14 protein-coding genes and 2 pseudogenes are annotated in these 16,660 nt (G+C 35.2%); 4 read left to right on the top strand and 12 right to left on the bottom strand.

Annotated features, from left to right (window positions below; genetic code table 11):
- Window positions 1–2: 2 nt before the first annotated feature.
- The 3 genes from iolC to iolA all read right to left on the bottom strand — a co-directional run bounded on the left by iolC (window position 3) and on the right by iolA (window position 3,465).
- Entirely contained in the window at window positions 3–980 is a 978-nt protein-coding gene (gene iolC, locus NSQ84_RS02175; RefSeq protein ID WP_130158045.1) for a 5-dehydro-2-deoxygluconokinase, read from the bottom strand.
- A gap of 26 nt (window positions 981–1,006) precedes the next feature.
- A complete protein-coding gene (iolB, locus tag NSQ84_RS02170) occupies window positions 1,007–1,822 on the bottom strand; it encodes a 5-deoxy-glucuronate isomerase (protein WP_130158047.1) in 816 nt (271 codons plus the stop codon).
- 179 nt (window positions 1,823–2,001) lie between these two features.
- Window positions 2,002–3,465 carry a methylmalonate-semialdehyde dehydrogenase gene (gene iolA / locus NSQ84_RS02165; protein WP_130158049.1) on the bottom strand — a complete coding sequence of 488 codons (1,464 nt, stop codon included), beginning with the start codon at window positions 3,463–3,465 and terminating at the stop codon, window positions 2,002–2,004.
- Between the two features lie 311 nt (window positions 3,466–3,776).
- Here iolA and NSQ84_RS02160 point away from each other — a divergent pair, with 311 nt between their 5' ends.
- Window positions 3,777–4,541 carry a DeoR/GlpR family DNA-binding transcription regulator gene (locus NSQ84_RS02160; RefSeq protein WP_063387636.1) on the top strand — a complete coding sequence of 255 codons (765 nt, stop codon included), beginning with the start codon at window positions 3,777–3,779 and terminating at the stop codon, window positions 4,539–4,541.
- A 229-nt stretch (window positions 4,542–4,770) separates the two neighbouring features.
- Complete coding sequence (locus tag NSQ84_RS02155; protein WP_327863433.1) at window positions 4,771–4,911, top strand: hypothetical protein; 141 nt, start codon at window positions 4,771–4,773, stop codon at window positions 4,909–4,911.
- Between the two features lie 439 nt (window positions 4,912–5,350).
- On the opposite strand, the gene NSQ84_RS02150 is transcribed toward NSQ84_RS02155, so the two are convergent.
- From NSQ84_RS02150 to NSQ84_RS02120, 7 genes are all read right to left on the bottom strand, one after another.
- Window positions 5,351–6,001 (bottom strand): cupin domain-containing protein, encoded by a 651-nt coding sequence (locus NSQ84_RS02150; protein WP_327863434.1) that lies wholly within the window; start codon window positions 5,999–6,001, stop codon window positions 5,351–5,353.
- Between the two features lie 877 nt (window positions 6,002–6,878).
- Window positions 6,879–7,433: a stage II sporulation protein M gene (locus NSQ84_RS02145; RefSeq protein ID WP_130158051.1), complete on the bottom strand. Its 555-nt coding sequence runs from the start codon at window positions 7,431–7,433 to the stop codon at window positions 6,879–6,881.
- A complete protein-coding gene (locus NSQ84_RS02140) occupies window positions 7,430–8,155 on the bottom strand; it encodes an ABC transporter ATP-binding protein (RefSeq protein ID WP_117017319.1) in 726 nt (241 codons plus the stop codon). Before NSQ84_RS02140 ends, NSQ84_RS02145 begins: the two co-directional genes overlap by 4 nt.
- Window positions 8,148–9,824 (bottom strand): hypothetical protein, encoded by a 1,677-nt coding sequence (locus NSQ84_RS02135; RefSeq protein WP_130158053.1) that lies wholly within the window; start codon window positions 9,822–9,824, stop codon window positions 8,148–8,150. Before NSQ84_RS02135 ends, NSQ84_RS02140 begins: the two co-directional genes overlap by 8 nt.
- Before the next feature lie 125 nt (window positions 9,825–9,949).
- A complete protein-coding gene (locus NSQ84_RS02130; protein ID WP_232515647.1) occupies window positions 9,950–10,081 on the bottom strand; it encodes a hypothetical protein in 132 nt (43 codons plus the stop codon).
- 751 nt (window positions 10,082–10,832) lie between these two features.
- Complete coding sequence (locus NSQ84_RS02125) at window positions 10,833–11,156, bottom strand: hypothetical protein (RefSeq protein ID WP_339212191.1); 324 nt, start codon at window positions 11,154–11,156, stop codon at window positions 10,833–10,835.
- Between the two features lie 2 nt (window positions 11,157–11,158).
- Window positions 11,159–12,757 carry a M48 family metallopeptidase gene (locus NSQ84_RS02120; RefSeq protein WP_339212190.1) on the bottom strand — a complete coding sequence of 533 codons (1,599 nt, stop codon included), beginning with the start codon at window positions 12,755–12,757 and terminating at the stop codon, window positions 11,159–11,161.
- A gap of 791 nt (window positions 12,758–13,548) precedes the next feature.
- Between NSQ84_RS02120 and NSQ84_RS02115 the strand changes: the two genes are divergently transcribed.
- Window positions 13,549–14,376, top strand: a complete 828-nt coding sequence (locus NSQ84_RS02115; RefSeq protein ID WP_130158259.1) for a sugar phosphate isomerase/epimerase family protein — start codon at window positions 13,549–13,551, stop codon at window positions 14,374–14,376.
- Between the two features lie 470 nt (window positions 14,377–14,846).
- On the opposite strand, the pseudogene NSQ84_RS02110 reads toward NSQ84_RS02115, so the two are convergent.
- Window positions 14,847–14,942, bottom strand: a pseudogene (locus NSQ84_RS02110) (ABC transporter permease); the annotation flags it as partial.
- Between the two features lie 381 nt (window positions 14,943–15,323).
- Here NSQ84_RS02110 and NSQ84_RS02105 point away from each other — a divergent pair.
- The gene (locus NSQ84_RS02105; protein WP_066248109.1) at window positions 15,324–15,758 is read left to right on the top strand and encodes a VOC family protein; all 435 of its coding nucleotides are present in this window, start codon (window positions 15,324–15,326) and stop codon (window positions 15,756–15,758) included.
- A gap of 52 nt (window positions 15,759–15,810) precedes the next feature.
- On the opposite strand, the pseudogene NSQ84_RS02100 reads toward NSQ84_RS02105, so the two are convergent.
- Window positions 15,811–16,339 (bottom strand): annotated as a pseudogene (locus NSQ84_RS02100) (DDE-type integrase/transposase/recombinase); the annotation flags it as partial.
- Between the last annotated feature and the right edge of the window lie 321 nt (window positions 16,340–16,660).

Below are 16,660 nucleotides of genomic sequence, written 5' to 3'. Positions count from 1 at the left end.
AATTATGATCTTTCGGCAATGAGTTGTTCGATTTCTTCCGCCTCCGGCATTGCATCAGAAGAGCTGTGTCTGCTGACGACAATAGCTGCTGAGGCGCTCCCGTATTTTAAAGCCGTCTCAATGTCCTTGCCTGTAATTAGCGCATACAAGAAGGCTGAAGCGTATGCATCCCCTGCACCGAACGTTTTTAATACTTTTGTCCGATAAGCATTCGCTTGAAATGTTTCACCTGATTTCGCATACGCATAAGAGCCTTCAACGCCATGCTTAATGATAATCAGGTCGGGCGAATGCTGAAACAAATAGCGAACGGTCTCCTCGTTTTTCCCGTCTTTTGTTCCTTCCATGATATCGTATTCGTCGCGGGTGCCGATCACAACGTCTGCCTTTTCCGCCACCAATGAATAATAAACAGAAGTTTCATCAGTAGATATCCAAGTGTACGGGCGATAATCCAATTCAAATATGACTTTCACATCATGTTTTTTCGCCAGAGAGATCGCTTTCAAAACAGCTTCTCTCGAAGGGCTTTTAGATAGCGCCGTACCGGAAACAAGCAAAATTTTGGATCTTTTGATATATTCCTCATCTACCTCGGACGGTTTCAAATAGAGGTCTGCTACATTTTCACGATACATTAAGATGCTGCAGTCTTCCGGACTTTTAATTTCTGTAAAAGCCAATCCGGTTTTATGCCCCTCCTGATCAACGACCATATGGGATGTGTCCACCCCAACATTGCGCATATACTGCTCAATAAAACGGCCATGCTGATCGTCTGAAATTTTTCCGATGAATCCAGCCTTCAGCCCTAATTTTGAACAGCCAATGGCAATATTAGCCGGAGAGCCTCCAACATATTTTGTAAAAGTCATCGTTTCTTCCATCGGACGGTTGTATTCCACAGCGTTTAAATCAATGCATGCACGGCCAATTGCAATGATGTCAAATTCTCTGTCGGTATTGAAATCATATCTCATCTTTGATAAACAGCTCCTTGTATTTTTTAACGTTTCAATATCCATTCATGATCAGGGTCATTGTAAAATTTCCAAATCCGTTTCGGGCCTGCCATAACATTTAAATAATAAGAGGTATAACCGTCTGGTACGCCGACCGGATGATATCCTTTCGGCACGATGACAACATCACCGTTTTCAACTGTCATCGTTTCATCTAGTGAACGATCGTCCGTATAAACTCGCTGAAAAACGAATCCTTGAGGCGGATCCATTTCATGATAATAGGTCTCTTCCAATAGCGACTCATTTGGCAAGTTATCACGGTCATGCTTATGTGGAGGATAGCTTGACCAATTGCCGCTTTCCGTAAACACTTCCACCACTAAAAGACTATTCGCACTTGGATCTGAATCAGGCAAAATATTGTGGACAAAACGTTTATTGTTAAGTATCCCCCTATGCTCGATTCCTACATTTTCTGCTTTAATCCATTTCGTAGGCAGCTGACGTTCAGACGGGGAATAGCATAAGGCAACGCGCGCTTTTGTTACTCCTTCAACCTCAAAATGGCGCTGATTGGAAACATATACGCTGTCCGTCGGGATCTTTTCAAAAACACTTTCCCGCGTGCCTAAATTTTCGAAATTTTCATCACCGACTGAAACATTAATTTTTCCCGTTAAGGCGACGATGCAGCATTCTTGGTTTCCTAATAATTCCGAATATTTTGCGTTCGGATCTAAATCGATGACTTTAAATCCCACATATTCCAAAGGAGAGTTTTCTGATGTTACTTCATGAACAACTATTACTCCCTTTTCGATTTCTTTCTTGTTCGGTTTTCGCAGCAAATGACTCATATATACCTCCCTCACATGGCGGCGGTTTTCTTTTTCTTAAAGGAAAGAAAACCGAAAAAACAATTGTTTTCTTAAAGCTTTTGACAAAGCCGTCGCGCTCTCTTTTCCGATTCATTTTCAGGCTCATGAAGCTGAATTATGAGCCTGAAGGATGAATCTTCTATCACATTACCAATCTATTATTCAAAACTTGGCGTTTTATAGCGCGCTGTTACAACCTTTTTGCGCGTATAAAAATCAACGCTGTCTTTTCCGTTGGCGTGCAATGTTCCAAAGAACGAAGACTTCCATCCGGAGAACGGGAAGAACGCCATTGGAGCCGGCACTCCTAAGTTAACGCCTAGCATACCTGCATCAATATTTTCACGGAAATAGCGAATGGCTTGAGCGTTCGTTGTAAAAATACATGCGCCGTTGGCAAACTCAGATCTATTTGCAATTTCGATCGCTTCTTTTAAATGTTTCACCCGAATGATCGATAAGACAGGTGCAAAAATTTCGTCCTTCCAAATGGTCATATCAGTTGTAACATGGTCAAAAATCGTTGGTCCGATAAAAAACCCGTCGTCAGTTGCGCGATTGCGTCCGTCACATACCAAGGTTGCGCCTTCTTCAACACCCTTTTCAATATAACGGATCGTGCGTTTTTTATTTTCTTCTCGGATGACCGGTCCTAGCAAGACACCGTCATCAAGGCCGTTGCCCATTTTAATATTTTCTGTTTCTTCTTTTAACTTGGCGATAAATTGATCAGCAATTTCTTCCTCCACCGTCACAACTGAACATGCCATGCATCGTTCTCCTGCTGATCCGAATGCTGAAGAAATAATGTTGGTAACAGCATCATCCAAGTTGGCATCCTTTAACACAATCGTATGGTTTTTCGCTCCAGTCAACGCCTGAACACGTTTTAAATTTTCACTAGCCCGTTTATAAACGTATTCGCCAACCGGCTTGGAGCCAACGAACGAAATCGCTTTGATATCCGAATGATCCAAAATTCCATTGACAACATCATGCGCTCCATTTACCACATTTAATACACCTTTTGGAAGACCCGCTTCTGTAAACAAGTTGACTAATTTTTCGATTAAGAGCGGCGTTCTTTCAGATGGTTTTAATATAAAAGTATTGCCAAGCGCTATTGCCATTGGGAACATCCAGCAAGGCACCATCATCGGGAAGTTAAACGGAGTAATCCCGCCGACCACGCCGATCGGATAGCGGTAATTGGTCGCCTCAATATCAGTCGCAATCGTTGATAAGGAATCCCCCATCATTAAAGTAGGCGCTCCTGCCGCAAACTCTACATTTTCTATTCCGCGCTGAACTTCTCCTAATGCTTCAGAATAACTTTTTCCATTTTCAATCGTAATGATCCGCGCTAATTCTTCCCTATGCTTTATTAACAGCTGCTGAAAATTAAATAGAATTCTTGCACGGCGAGGAACAGGGACGTTTTTCCATTCCTCAAAAGCTTTTTTGGCAACTTCTACAGCTTCATCCACTTCCTCTTTTGTAGAAAGCGGAACTTGGCCAATTACTTCTTTTGTAGCAGGATTGTAAACATCTTCATATTTTGTTGCTTTACTTTCAACCCATTCGCCATTAATGTAATTTTTTAATTTTAATGCGTTAGACATTTTCTGTCCCCCTTAATTCATCAACACTAGTTGACCATAAATAGTTGGTATGTTTTTTAAAAAATTGATGATATTATTGTTATATATTAGTTATATTTTGGTTATATCTCGATTTTTATGATAATATTAAAAGCGTTTTCAGTCAACAAAAATTTAAAAATATTTCTGCGACTAATCGGCTAAATCTTCATTATTATTGAACTTATAGGGTAATATAGATATAATTAACGTTGATGGTTAAGTTTTGGTTAACTTTATAATTTGTTTCAAATATTAGCCAGTGAAAACTAAAGAAAGCAAGAGGGATCCACATGTTAAAATCTAAACGAATAGAACAAATAGAAAAATATGTTTTTGAACATCAAACCGTTTCGTTGGACGAACTTGTTAAGGAATTCAATGTGTCAAAAAACACCATCCGGCGCGATGTTCAACAATTAGTTGAACGGGGAACGATCAAAAAGGTGTACGGAGGAGTTGCTGTTAATCATACAACATTAGAATCATTTACGGTCAGACAAACCCGCAATCAAAAGCAGAAAAAAGCCGTTGCCAAAGCAGCCGCAAAATATGTTGAGGACGGCGATATTATTTATATTGATTCGGGAACAACAACATTGGAAATGGTGGAATATTTGCAAACAAAACAGGTTACGATCATCACAAACAATTTGGACTTTATCATAAATTCGTACCCTTATCCAAACTTAAACGTTCTGACAACAGGTGGAGTATTTGAACGTAAAACGAAATCGTTCGTCAGTCTCAAAAATATGGATATATTACAAAGCTACAATATTAATAAAGCTTTCATGGCATCAACCGGCATCTCCATTTCAAATGGCGTAACGAACTCTTCCCCGCTTGAAAGCGAAATAAAACAAACAATTGTAAAAAGAAGTGAACAAGTTTATTTATTGGTAGATCATGATAAATTTGATAAATACGCTTTAATGACTTATTGCCGTCTTGATGAGGTTGATTATATTATTACGGACACTGCTCCGAGCGAGCAATACCAGGAATTTGCCAAAAAACACAATATCCAGCTTGTCATTGCTGATAATGAAAATTAAACATAAAACATCGTTGACAAGCGGCTAGCAGCTTTTTCTTTTGTCAAATTGTTTTTGAGGTGACTGAATCCTTGTTCTCATCATGATTTCCTCAAGCTTGTTCACCTTTAACGATGGAGACATATTTTAATAGATTTTCGAAATCGTTCCTGCTATTCTATGGAACAGGAAGAAATTGATTCATTCAGTAGATAAGTGTAAATGTTTTTATTTTAACGGACACAACAGAGTGAAAGCCATTCGATTATTCTATTTTCAAGCTGCTGGTCGAACCAATTGGCAAAAAGGATTTAAACCTGCGGCTACAATTGGACAATTTGCAAACAAAGAAGCCCTCCCTTCAACACCGCTTGATCAAAAATCAACTTAGTTATGCAAAAACCCCCGCCTTTTTTTCGTTTTGGGAACTAACTGTTGCAAAGTATGTATAAAGATTTTTAAGGCAAATCATGAAAACCTCCTTCGGCAAACATAAAACCCTTGGACAAATCCTTTTACTGGATTGCCCAAGGGTTTAAGAATATTTGCGAAACGAATTCATGAGTTGAGGAGCTACACCACATGTCGCTCACCGCCGCATATTTGCTTAGCAAGTTCTTCCTGAAACATTCTTCCGGTGATTATACCCCAACAGCTTACGAAGCAATGTTTCCAACCACCTTTTCCTCATCTAAGAGATGGTTTCAACAAAAAAAGAGAATTGCCATAAGATTTCTATAATCAGGAACTGTATCATACGACTGGAATTTTTAGTAAATCCTCAAAACAAAACCTATCAAAGGAAAAATACCTCCTTTAAAGGCTCTGCCTTAGAAAAGGCTGGGACCATAAGATGCGAATGGGTAATTATAAGGGTAATGATGGTAATGATGGATATAATTTGGATTTTGGCGGGTCGAGCTAGTTTGATCATTTTCATATTTCTTACGTTTACAGTTTTTATGTGGGCCGATAAATGTGTTCGGTTGAATAGGAGCTATAGTTTTCTTCCATTCCTGTTCATTCAGGCAATAAGTATGCGCCATGATATTTGACGGAGTAAGCTTTAAGATATCTGAACCTAAAATCACCTCAGGAGTCGGGGCATCAAATATTGCCAGAAGGTGTGTATTATCCTTGGTTGCTACTTCGTAATGCCACCATGCTTGCGGAATATTTACCACCTGCCCCGGCTTAATTGGATAGTTATGAATTTGTTTTGTAAATGGGTTCAACATCGAGACAGTGGCAGCACCGGAAATACAATAGACCAGCTCAGCTGCATTTTGATGATAGTGAGGTTCTATAACATTATTTTTGCTTAAAAAAATATCCAATAAAGATATGTTTTCTAATGTGTTTAACTGTTTAATTCCCAAGATATTTATAAAGTTGTGTTTATCCTTTGTGAACGATCTACTCTTGTTGACATCGAAGGTGAATTGCGTTTTAGGTGATGTGTAATCCAAATATGCAACCATGTGCACTCATCCTTTGTGTTTAAATATTTCACCATAATCTATGCAGACACGTATTAGTAGTGCAAGTACCTAAATAAAAAAGCCAAAGATCTCCCTGTACCTAAAATATGGGCGATAAAAAATTAGGGATAATCTTTTCCGAAAGGGTAATATGCCGAAACTTCCTTGAGCTTTCTCGCAGCCAAAGGCAATTTTCCCCTTGACCGATTCGCTATATATGCAGGATGGAATTTTGTCATGAAGACGTACACATTAATCGGAGCGAAATAGTTGAACTTTTATCGTTGCAAAAACATCAGGCAGCTCAATATCAACGTCATCTCTATTTTGTGATTTGGCCAGTTATTTTTCAGTCAAAATCATTTTTGAAAACAATAATGACTTTGTTTTAATTCGAAAATAGTTGCACAACTGACCAATGTAAGACTATACTTTTTGGGATAAGCAAATCACATACTGCCTAAGCCTTCCTTGGTCAATGGTTATAAATTCAGCATTCTGTTTGAGAGAAGAGTACTTCCTAATTGTAAAAAATAAAATGTTAAACAATAACTAATTTACCAATATTCCAAACCATACTAACTTGATACTTGGTTTATTCATAATATTCATTTATATACCCCTCGTAAGAAGATGATTTATTAAAAAAAATGAGAGTATAAAAAGAAACAGAAATTCAAAGCCCCAAAAAATGAATTTTAACATTTTATTGTTTATCTTTCCTCCTAATTGCCAAGCAAGAATAAACATAGACAAAATTAAGGGGAATAAACCTAAATATAGATTTTTAGTTAGTACTATAACGATCAATGCTAAGAAAAAAAGAGCAGTTGATAGAAAATTTGCAAATTTTGCACTCATGACATGACCTCCAATATTATAATGGGGTTATATACCATTCTATTATTGCTGCCAATGTAAGGAAAATTAATATTATACTGGTTAATAGGGTTATTTCAAATAACGTCTGTTTTATTAGCTGTTTTGCACTTAAAGAAGTACGGAAATATTCAATAATAATTGATACGCCTTTTAATCCAATGATTCCACTTATTAATATCGCAGGTATCTCAAATATTCCATGCGGGATTAGCTTTACAAAAATACTTGAAATAGACAATCCAAGCTCCAATTGCTGCTGAATAGAGGAACCGACTATTAACCCATTAGTTATCAAAAATATAACAGTAGAAATACCAAGAGAAAGTAATCCTGAAGCAATAACTAGTGATGCCTTTATATTATTAAAAAGTAAGTTTTCTACATCAGAAGCCTGTATATAGTTTAAGTCTCCTCTTACTGCATCTATTCTAAACAAATACCCCCCTGCCATCCCCCCAAAAAATAAAAGTAAAGAAATGACAAACAATATTTTGTTATTAGATACAAGCTTACGAACAACATCTTTTATACCCCTTCCCTGAAAATTCATTTGCTCATCATTTCTCCAGAATTTTTACCTAAGTAAACTGATGTAATACGCTTTTCTATTGAATCGAGACTTAATTTATTGGTTGAAAATTCCTCGACAATTTTACCTTTATGTAAAATCCCTATTTTATCGCATAGAGAATGTGCCAATTCAAGTAAATGTGTCGTTAGAATAACTGTTTTATCTGCTTTTACAAACTTTTTTATATACTGTCTTATAATATGTGAATTGATTAAATCGATTCCTGTCAAAGGTTCATCTAATAATAATATATCTGGATCGTTCAATAATGCTGATGCAATAGATACCTTTTGTTTCATTCCGTGGCTATATGTCTTAATCAATTCATCTTTTGCTGATGTTAAATTGAAGAGGTCAATTAAATAAGAAACTTTATCTTTTCGCAACTCTTTCGGAACATCTAAAATAGATGCAAAGAACAAAAGATATTCTTCCCCGCTTAAATATTCATATAAAGAAGCGGAATCAGGAACAAAACTTATTTTTTTATTGCTTTTATTACCAACAGGATTCATATTATCAATGTATATTTCACCATTATCTGGTTTGGATAAACCTGCAAGGATACGTAGAAAGGTAGTTTTCCCAACACCATTCGTACCAACAATCCCATAGATACAACCCGTATCCACTTGGAAATTAAGGTTATCTAAAACGATATTTTCATCATATCTTTTAGATAAATTTTTCACCTTAATCATTTTTTAAGAAAACCTCCCTGACTGAAATTTGTTTAGTATACGCAGCAACGATGGCATAAGCGCAAAAGAAAAAAGCAACGAGAATTAATATAAGAATACATGCAACCATAGTGTTTAATTTTAATCCGAAAAATTGATCTGCGATCAGTAATCCTCCTATGAAAACCGTGTATAGATAAGTTAGACCATTATTTAAAATGCTTTCTATAAAATTAGCTTTATGGGATTCACCAATTTCATAGGGATGCTCCCAATTTATCCGTGGGTATAACGCTGTTGAGAATATTTGAAATAAACCACTCAGTCCACCATAGGTGAGCATAATAGTGATTGATAAAGCATACAGAAAAATATTTACATTTATAAAAACAGAAGATAATAAGACGACGAAAAAAGTGACTAGAAATGTAAAAATAAAATATATATACCATTTTTCTTTGACAATATCCCACATTGTATATTTGGTATAAACAAGCAAGTGTATATTCTTGGCCTCTGTATCAATCGCTAATATCATTTTTAGTGATTCGCCAACAATTTGAAATATGGCAAAAGCAAATACTGTTATAATGGATAAAAAAAACAACGGTGATGTTGAATCAATAAAATGTTGTACGACTGGCAAGGCAATTCCGATAAATACTAGCAAGCCTAATATAGTTTTTCCTATATGCCCAATAAACCATGAACTAACACGCTTAATATGAAGTATGTCTTTTACAAAAAAATATTTATTCGTATTTATGAACTTATCTTTATCAGATATAGAGTTTTTACGGGTACGAATTTGGTAATAAGGTATTAAATCTAAATGATTTAATGTTTTGATCCATATCAAAGTGAATACACCAGCTATGGATAGCATGAAAAGAAAAACGATGAAAAGTATATGAAATTCCAGATTATATATGTCCTTAGGCAGACCGAGTTCCATTAAAAAAGACTGATATTTTATCACAATATTTGCTAATTTAATTCCAAATTTTTGTGAATTGAATAACAGTGAAGCGATCGTGAAGGGTAATAAAAAAAATAAGAGCGCAACGACTATAAATAGAAAAAAGCGATTTAATAAACGCAGTGATTGTATATAAAAAAAATGGGCAAACAAAAAGCGGAAGTATGAAAAAAACATAGTCATTATTAAACTTAATAGACTAAATAGCGGAAAATAGTAAATCAAAAATTTCAGCTCAAAACTTGGGTAATTTATATGTATCCCTAAAACTACAGGCATTAACAAAACGAACCACATTATCACTGTATTTTTCAATGAGTCACCATAAATAGAAGCAATGACTTGCAACACTCTATAACTTTTTAATTGAGACAACATTTTTGTCGTGTCATAATAAAAAACAGAAGATTTTTTATTAAAGAAACTTAATGAGTTGAAGAAAGCAAGAAATATTACAAAGCTCAAAAAGGCATTTAACCATGTATTTGCATCTAGATCCTTGATGATATAACCAGTTAAAAATACTGTGAAAAAAAACAAAGCACTCATAATAAAAATCACAATGAGTGTAATCCATCTATATATCTTTCTAAGATCAATTTTATCCAGCTGCCAGTCTGCTAAAAATTTTCGCAGAGCAGATTTTCTGTTATATTTTATTATATTGATCATTTTATCTATAAAAGAAAAGACAGAATTACTAGTAAACATTATTGAATTGGCACCTCCTGACTAGGTAAACAGAAAAAAGAAGGGGCATGTTAATTTTAGTATTAGCTGCGAATACAAGTTTTGCCGGATTTCCGCAGCTTGTGCTTGTACTCTTTCAGCTTTAATTACCAAGCAATAGCATATTTTCTTCCTGAATTTTGAATAACGGCTTTAATTGCAGTAATACCTCCAATTGCGCCGCTAAGTCCAGCTACTGCCGCTACAATCGACCAAAGAGTTGAACCTCCAGAAACCAAATCAATAATAAGCCCTGCTGTAGCCTGTTTAATTCCGAGTTTAGTAGCTAATCATGCGAAAGATGAATTTACAGTTCCTATTTCAGTAGTAACTTGAGCTGCCATTAAACCTAATGCAAAAGTTAAAAGACTAGCAAGAAATCCTTTTTTTCAGGTCTACACATTGCTTCATTGATACTATCTCCTAAATTAGCAATTTTATACAAATACCTTCAATCCCCTAGATTACCATATATAGGGTTGATTGTAAATTAAATTCCATATAACACTTGTAAAATAGGAACTACTAACTATTATCATGCTTTCATCCTGGTACACAATTTTATTAATAGTTAACCGTGTCCGATTGTTCCATATAAGCCAAATTTTTTTCATATAAGGCCCCATTTCTCAAAGCCTTGTTGTATAAGACCTTCCATTAACGCTGCCAAGGGAAGAAAAAATACATAGAGCACAAACAGTATAAGACATATCTTTAATATCTCTTTTTTTGGAAAAAGGGCTTTTTTAATCACTTAAAAGTCACTACTGCAGGCTTTAGTGCGAATGCCCCAACAAGTATAATTGCTAGGATTCCAAAAACACATGAAAAATTGTATATTTAAATACAAATCAAAAAGAGAATGGGGGTGTTTAATAAGTCGTTTTTACGGCTTATTGACGCCCCCATTAATGCTTTAGAAACGTTAATATATCGGTGTTTATGATTTTTTATTTTCAATGGCGATTTGACTTTCAAAGACAGCCCCTACTAGTACTTAATAAATATCCTTGTAAAAGGATATACCAAAAAAACGAAACCAAATGAAAACACACCAATACATGCTGGCAATAAAATCATGAAATTATGAAAAAATATAGACTGCCACGTAAGCTCCTCATCATCGAGGTTTTCTGAAACTATTACTACAGCCTCCTGTTCCATGTCTGTTGCTTCTCTTACATCAGTTAACTGCAAATAAATCATTGGTCCACAAAAACTTATTAAAACAATTAAAAGTGAAAGTAAAAAAACATCTCGATTTCTTTCCAAAAATGCCATACCAAACGCCTTAAGTCGAAATATATTTTTCACGTTCATACCAAGTCCTTGATAAAGTTAATTCTTTTTTGGAAGGATGGATGAGTTTCTTTCCACTCTTTCCTTTTGAAGTCAAACTCGTCATTCTCTTTTTCACTGATTCGCTCTAACTTCATTAATGTTTGAATATATAACTCCTTATTCCCCAATTGCCTTACAGCAAATTCATCTGCTTGGTGTTCAAACATTTTACTAATTTTATTCGGAAGCCATTCTGTGAGCCCTATTAAAGCGATTATACCAACTGGGAAAATAAGGATATACTGTCCCCATCCAAATCCTAGCATAATTTTTCTAGTAAAGAACATCAGCAAACTAATAAGCGTCGCTACTCCAAAAGTAATAAACAGTATCCAACGACCATGCTTTCGTTTGATATGTCCAATTTCGTGAAATAACACTGCCTTTACCTCATCTAAAGTAAATTTTTTTATCAAACCTTCTGTCATGTAAATGTTAATGCTTTTTTTAGATGCAAAAGGAGTACTATACACCCAAGCATTCGTCTCATTCTCGGACTCTTTCTTCGTAAATAGGTTAACGTTTATACTACATGCAGCTTCTATCGTTTTTTTCAAAGAGTAAAATTGCTCGGTGAATCCCACATTTTCATAGTTCCCCATGAAACGATGTATTACAGTATAAACTAGCATTATAATAAGGGTTAACGATAAATACCAAGCAGCAAATAAATACCATTTGTCCACAATTTTTACATATAGGGATAGTGGAAAAAGGAAAAATGAGAAAAAGTAAGCAAGACTTCCTATGGTGAGTACAAAAATTATAACTTTTTCCCTTTTTGAAAATTCAAGGAAATCTGATTCCTCCATTTCAGACTCTCCTTCAATATCCTCATCACTTTTTATCGTCCATTGGTATATAGCAGTTGTCAATGAAACTGATAAAAACGTCGGGAGAAAGATACATAACAAAATGCTCCAAATGTATGATTTTGTTAAAAGTAGTGCGTAACCCATCGAAAAATGATAGTTTAATATCAATGGAAGGATTCCAGCTAAGATAAACGGAACAAACAATGTAAAAAGATTGCGGCATGGAAGAACCTTGTTAATAAACAATGCCAAAAGAAAAGGCAATAAAAATGAACAACCATATATCAAAAAAGTAAGAGTTTTACTAAACTCCGTCTTCAATTGGATGGAGAATGATCCATCATTTTTTGCAGCACGTATTATATATTCATTAAAAAAAAATTTCCTCTTACTAGACTGAATCGTCACTTCCTTACTAAAAGACGGTTTAACCCCTCTTCTCGTCATAACAGTCAGCTCTTCTCGAGCAGGTAAGATAATGTTTTCTGTATTGACTTTGGTAAATTGATAATCAATAGGTCCAATATGAAAAGCGAGCGGACGATTGGTAGAGTCTTCTTCAGTATTTTCAATATCTAAAAGATAGTCCCCTTGGTAGATGGAATAGCCAGTTAAAAGCTTCTGGACTCCTACATTTTTTTTTGAATCGAGAAGAATAAATGGCGATAAAACAGCTGAACGGATACTTAACTCAACCATAATAACCGAAACTGTAAAAAACGCCGTGACCAATAAAAATATGAGCATTCTTTTTTTCATAATAACTACTCTCCTTAATTTATAGGAAACTTGTCATAATCGATGGAATTGTTTTTAATGTCAAGTTTGCTACAAAGATAATACTTACAATAAGTAAAGGAGCAACCCGTCTTTCAGATTTCAATAATGCTTTAACACCAAAATACAATAAAACAAACTGCCATATTAAAAAAGGCTCAACTTGATTAAGAAGAGCAACAGCCACATCATGATCTAGATTTGGAACCAGAACCTGCAGTCCTACCGGTTCAAATACTTCTCCTGCAATTAAAACAAGTGTAGCAAAAGATATTGTTTACAGAAAATGATGAAGAGACGACAATTTTTTTGCATGCCCCTTTATTTATCAATTACCATATATAGGGTTAATTGTAAATTTTATTACAGGAAATACGTGTAAAACAGGAAATATTAACTATTGGAAAGAAAGATGAAATAATAGGCCGGAAGAAGCAGAAAATCTGATATAAGAAGAATTAGACTATCTTGTAAATGAAGAAAGAACAAGCTGAGGACTTACCTGTTTGAAGCTGCAAAACAATGAATGGAAGAAGGAATTAAAGTTATAGATTCTGAATCGGAAATTACTATTATATTTGATCCGCCAACTGTAAAACTAAGATAACAGGACTAGATCCGTTTCAACAAAATTGCAATAACTAGTATTGAATCTGTGAAAGCTTAACAGATTCAAAATCTTATAACTTATAGTATTCAGAATATTTCAGATTTTGATACAATCTATAAATAATAGAATTGTATAAATTACTACTTGCCGGAGGGAAAATAATATGAAAAGAGATTATGGTCTTTGTTTATGGACGTTTGGAGATATAGATTTTGAAGAGAAATGTAAAATATCCAAGGAGATTGGTGTTGACGGAGTGGAAGTCCAAGGGGATTTGTCACAATCTCCGGAAGAGTTAGCAGCGATTTTAAAAAAATATGACTTGAAGGTATTGTCCGTAACACCTGAAAATGTAGACATTTCCAGTTCTGATGAAAATATTCGAGCTAGTGCCTTACAATATTTTTTAGACCTAATCAGTTGGGCGAAAAATTTAGGCGCCAACAGAATCTGCTTACATGGTGATGTTGGGAAAATACATGGATGCGGAGATTTAACAAAAGACTGGGATTTGCTTGTAGCTAGTACGAAGGAGATTGTAAATAAAGCGGAGGAAGTTGGCCTTCAAGTTGTATTTGAAGTACTCAATCGGTATGAGAACCATCAAATCTTAACAGCAAAGGAAGCGATTTCATTAATTAATGAAGTAAAAAGCGACAACCTTTATATATTATTAGATGCATATCATATGAATATTGAGGAGGCTTGTCCAATTCAGGCAATCAAGGACGCAGGGAATAAGCTGGGTGTTTATCATGTCGCTGATTCCAATAGGCAAGCTATAGGTAACGGACACTCTGATATTAGAGGTCAAATAAAAGCTTTAGATGAAATTGGTTTCAAAGGACCGATTATAATGGAAATGGTCGCAGAAGGCCCCAATCCATTTACGCCGATTAAGCATGGAAACTATTTAGATGTGGTGGTCAATTACTATAAAGAATCTTTAAGACAACTAAAACAATGGGATGAAATGAAAGTTCAAGTATAAAGAAATCTCCTGACAGAAGTCGTTTTATTTCGATTGATATGATTTCAAAAACATTTTAATCCCTGTTTAGACCTTTTGAAATCACTTGTGAATCATTGAGTTTTTATACAATCAAAGCCTTGTACAGTGGCATCATATTCAACCTGTGGGGCGGGTGTGGTGATAGACTGGTCTGTATGCCGTGCAAAGTCCTATCACCTGCCCCTTTTTGCAAAAGCTCATGCCTGAATATAGAAATGAATGTTATACAGGAAGGGAATGTTTTTGTTTTTCAAACAGACTCCATACCAAGTTTATAGGAATCAAATGAACAGCATTTGCGGGCTAACTAAAAGCAATGGATTTCGTCGAAAGCGCCATTTGGTCATTCACTCCGTTTAAGCAGCCACATGAATCAATACGTTTTGAAATTTGATTCAAATTTCTATATTTTTAAGTATGCTGCTTCTCTGCAATCCGATTATTTGGCCTTTGCCGTAGTTTCCAATGTTATACATCATTGGCATAATCGATGTTTTTGCATCCGACCAAAACCCAATCGATGCAAGCGCAACAAAAATACTGCCGCATTTTGTAATCTTCCATATCACTATTAAACAAACTTCTTTCTGAAAAAACTAAATTATATCCAGAATTTCTTATCTAAACTATGCTAATAGATAGGCTACACGGTATTTTGTGTATGCTCTATCTATTATTTTTTTACATAAGTAAATATCAATACTGAACGCAAGTTAAAACGGGAAATGACAGATGCAAGCAAAGATGTCCTTATCATTGCTAAAAACAAGCGTATATAAGAGTTAGAGGAAGAAGTCAAACGGTTAATAGGTATTTTGGCACAGACATTGTGATGATTATGATAAAGGTATATAATGACAATAGTTAATGCATATTTATTGCGTATTAGCAGGAAATAGCGAAGCTATAAAAGGAGTGTGTACATAATGGTTGGAGTAGAAATTGATATGGTTGTTACAGACAGCTTGAAAGCATTGGAATTATACGAAAAAATATTCGATATCGAGCGTGTTGAGGTTACAGATTTTCCTAAAGGTGAAAATGAAGTCATTTTTACCCTATACGGAGTACGCTTTCACATGTTGGATGAAAACCCAAAATTCGGGTTGAAAGCCCCAAACCCGGATGAACCTAAAACGATTTGGTTTAACATCCTTGTTCCTGACATCAAGGAAACATTTTCAAAGGTGACCAGTGCGGGCTGTACTGAGGTGCAACCGGTGACTGAAATGCCTGATTACGGAGTGTCAAATGCCATATTTATTGACCCTTTCGGCTATCAATGGATGCTGCATCAAATACACAAAGAAGTGAGTTTTGAAGAACGCACACGACTTTGGGAGGAAAAAAGGGAAAATTAACAATTGGTGCATTATAAGCATAATACGAAGTTAAATTGGTTTATTGTACGAATCAAGTTACCCGCAAAGTTATACACAATTTATAGTAGAGTAGAAAACTGTGGTATGTCAACACTAAACGAGACACTTTTTTTGAGGTGTTTTTCTTTATACTCCATCGGCTCAAATACCCTAGCGTTCCATGGATTCTAATATGATTAAACCAATGAACATAATCATCTAATTCCATTTTGAGTTGTTCTACACTTTCGAAATATTTACCCGGTCTTCATGATTTTAAAGGTTGCTTCAGCTACTGCGTTGTCATAGGGGCAGCCTTTCATGCTTAACGACCGATTAATCTGAAAAGTATCTAGAGCTTCATCAATGGTCTTGTTTTTGAATTCGTTGCCTCTGTCTGTGTGGAATAATTGAATTTGCTGCAAATCAGCTTTCACAGTCGACAATGCTTCATAGACGAGTTAGGCATCTTTGTTGGGACCTGCACTATGGCCGATAATTTCTCGATTATAAAGATCGACAAATAAACAGATGTAATGCCATTTTTTCACTCTCACGTATGTTAAGTCGCTAACTACAACTGTTAATCCTCTTGTGGGTCAAATTCCCTTTTCAACACGTTTCTGTTTATTGCAGAAACGCACCCATTTGAAAAAAGAACATCGTTGCTATTTGAACAAAACACACCAAAATTTAATTAATGGGAATAGATACGTTGCTTAACTGATGACCTTTAGCATCATAAGCCACTTAGAAATATTTTGTCACGACCAAAGTATCGCCTCTTTGCAGTTCAGCAAGCAACTTCATGCTTATACACGTATGAGCCCCCAGCAGTTTTAAGGTATGTTAAATTTGTTGCTTTGTATGTTTTATATTTCATGTTATTTTCTCCTTTGATT

Origin of the sequence: Aeribacillus sp. FSL K6-3256, assembly GCF_037965805.1 — a bacterium.
GTDB lineage: Bacteria > Bacillota > Bacilli > Bacillales > Aeribacillaceae > Aeribacillus > Aeribacillus composti.
This window is presented reverse-complemented; position numbering and strand designations above follow the sequence as displayed.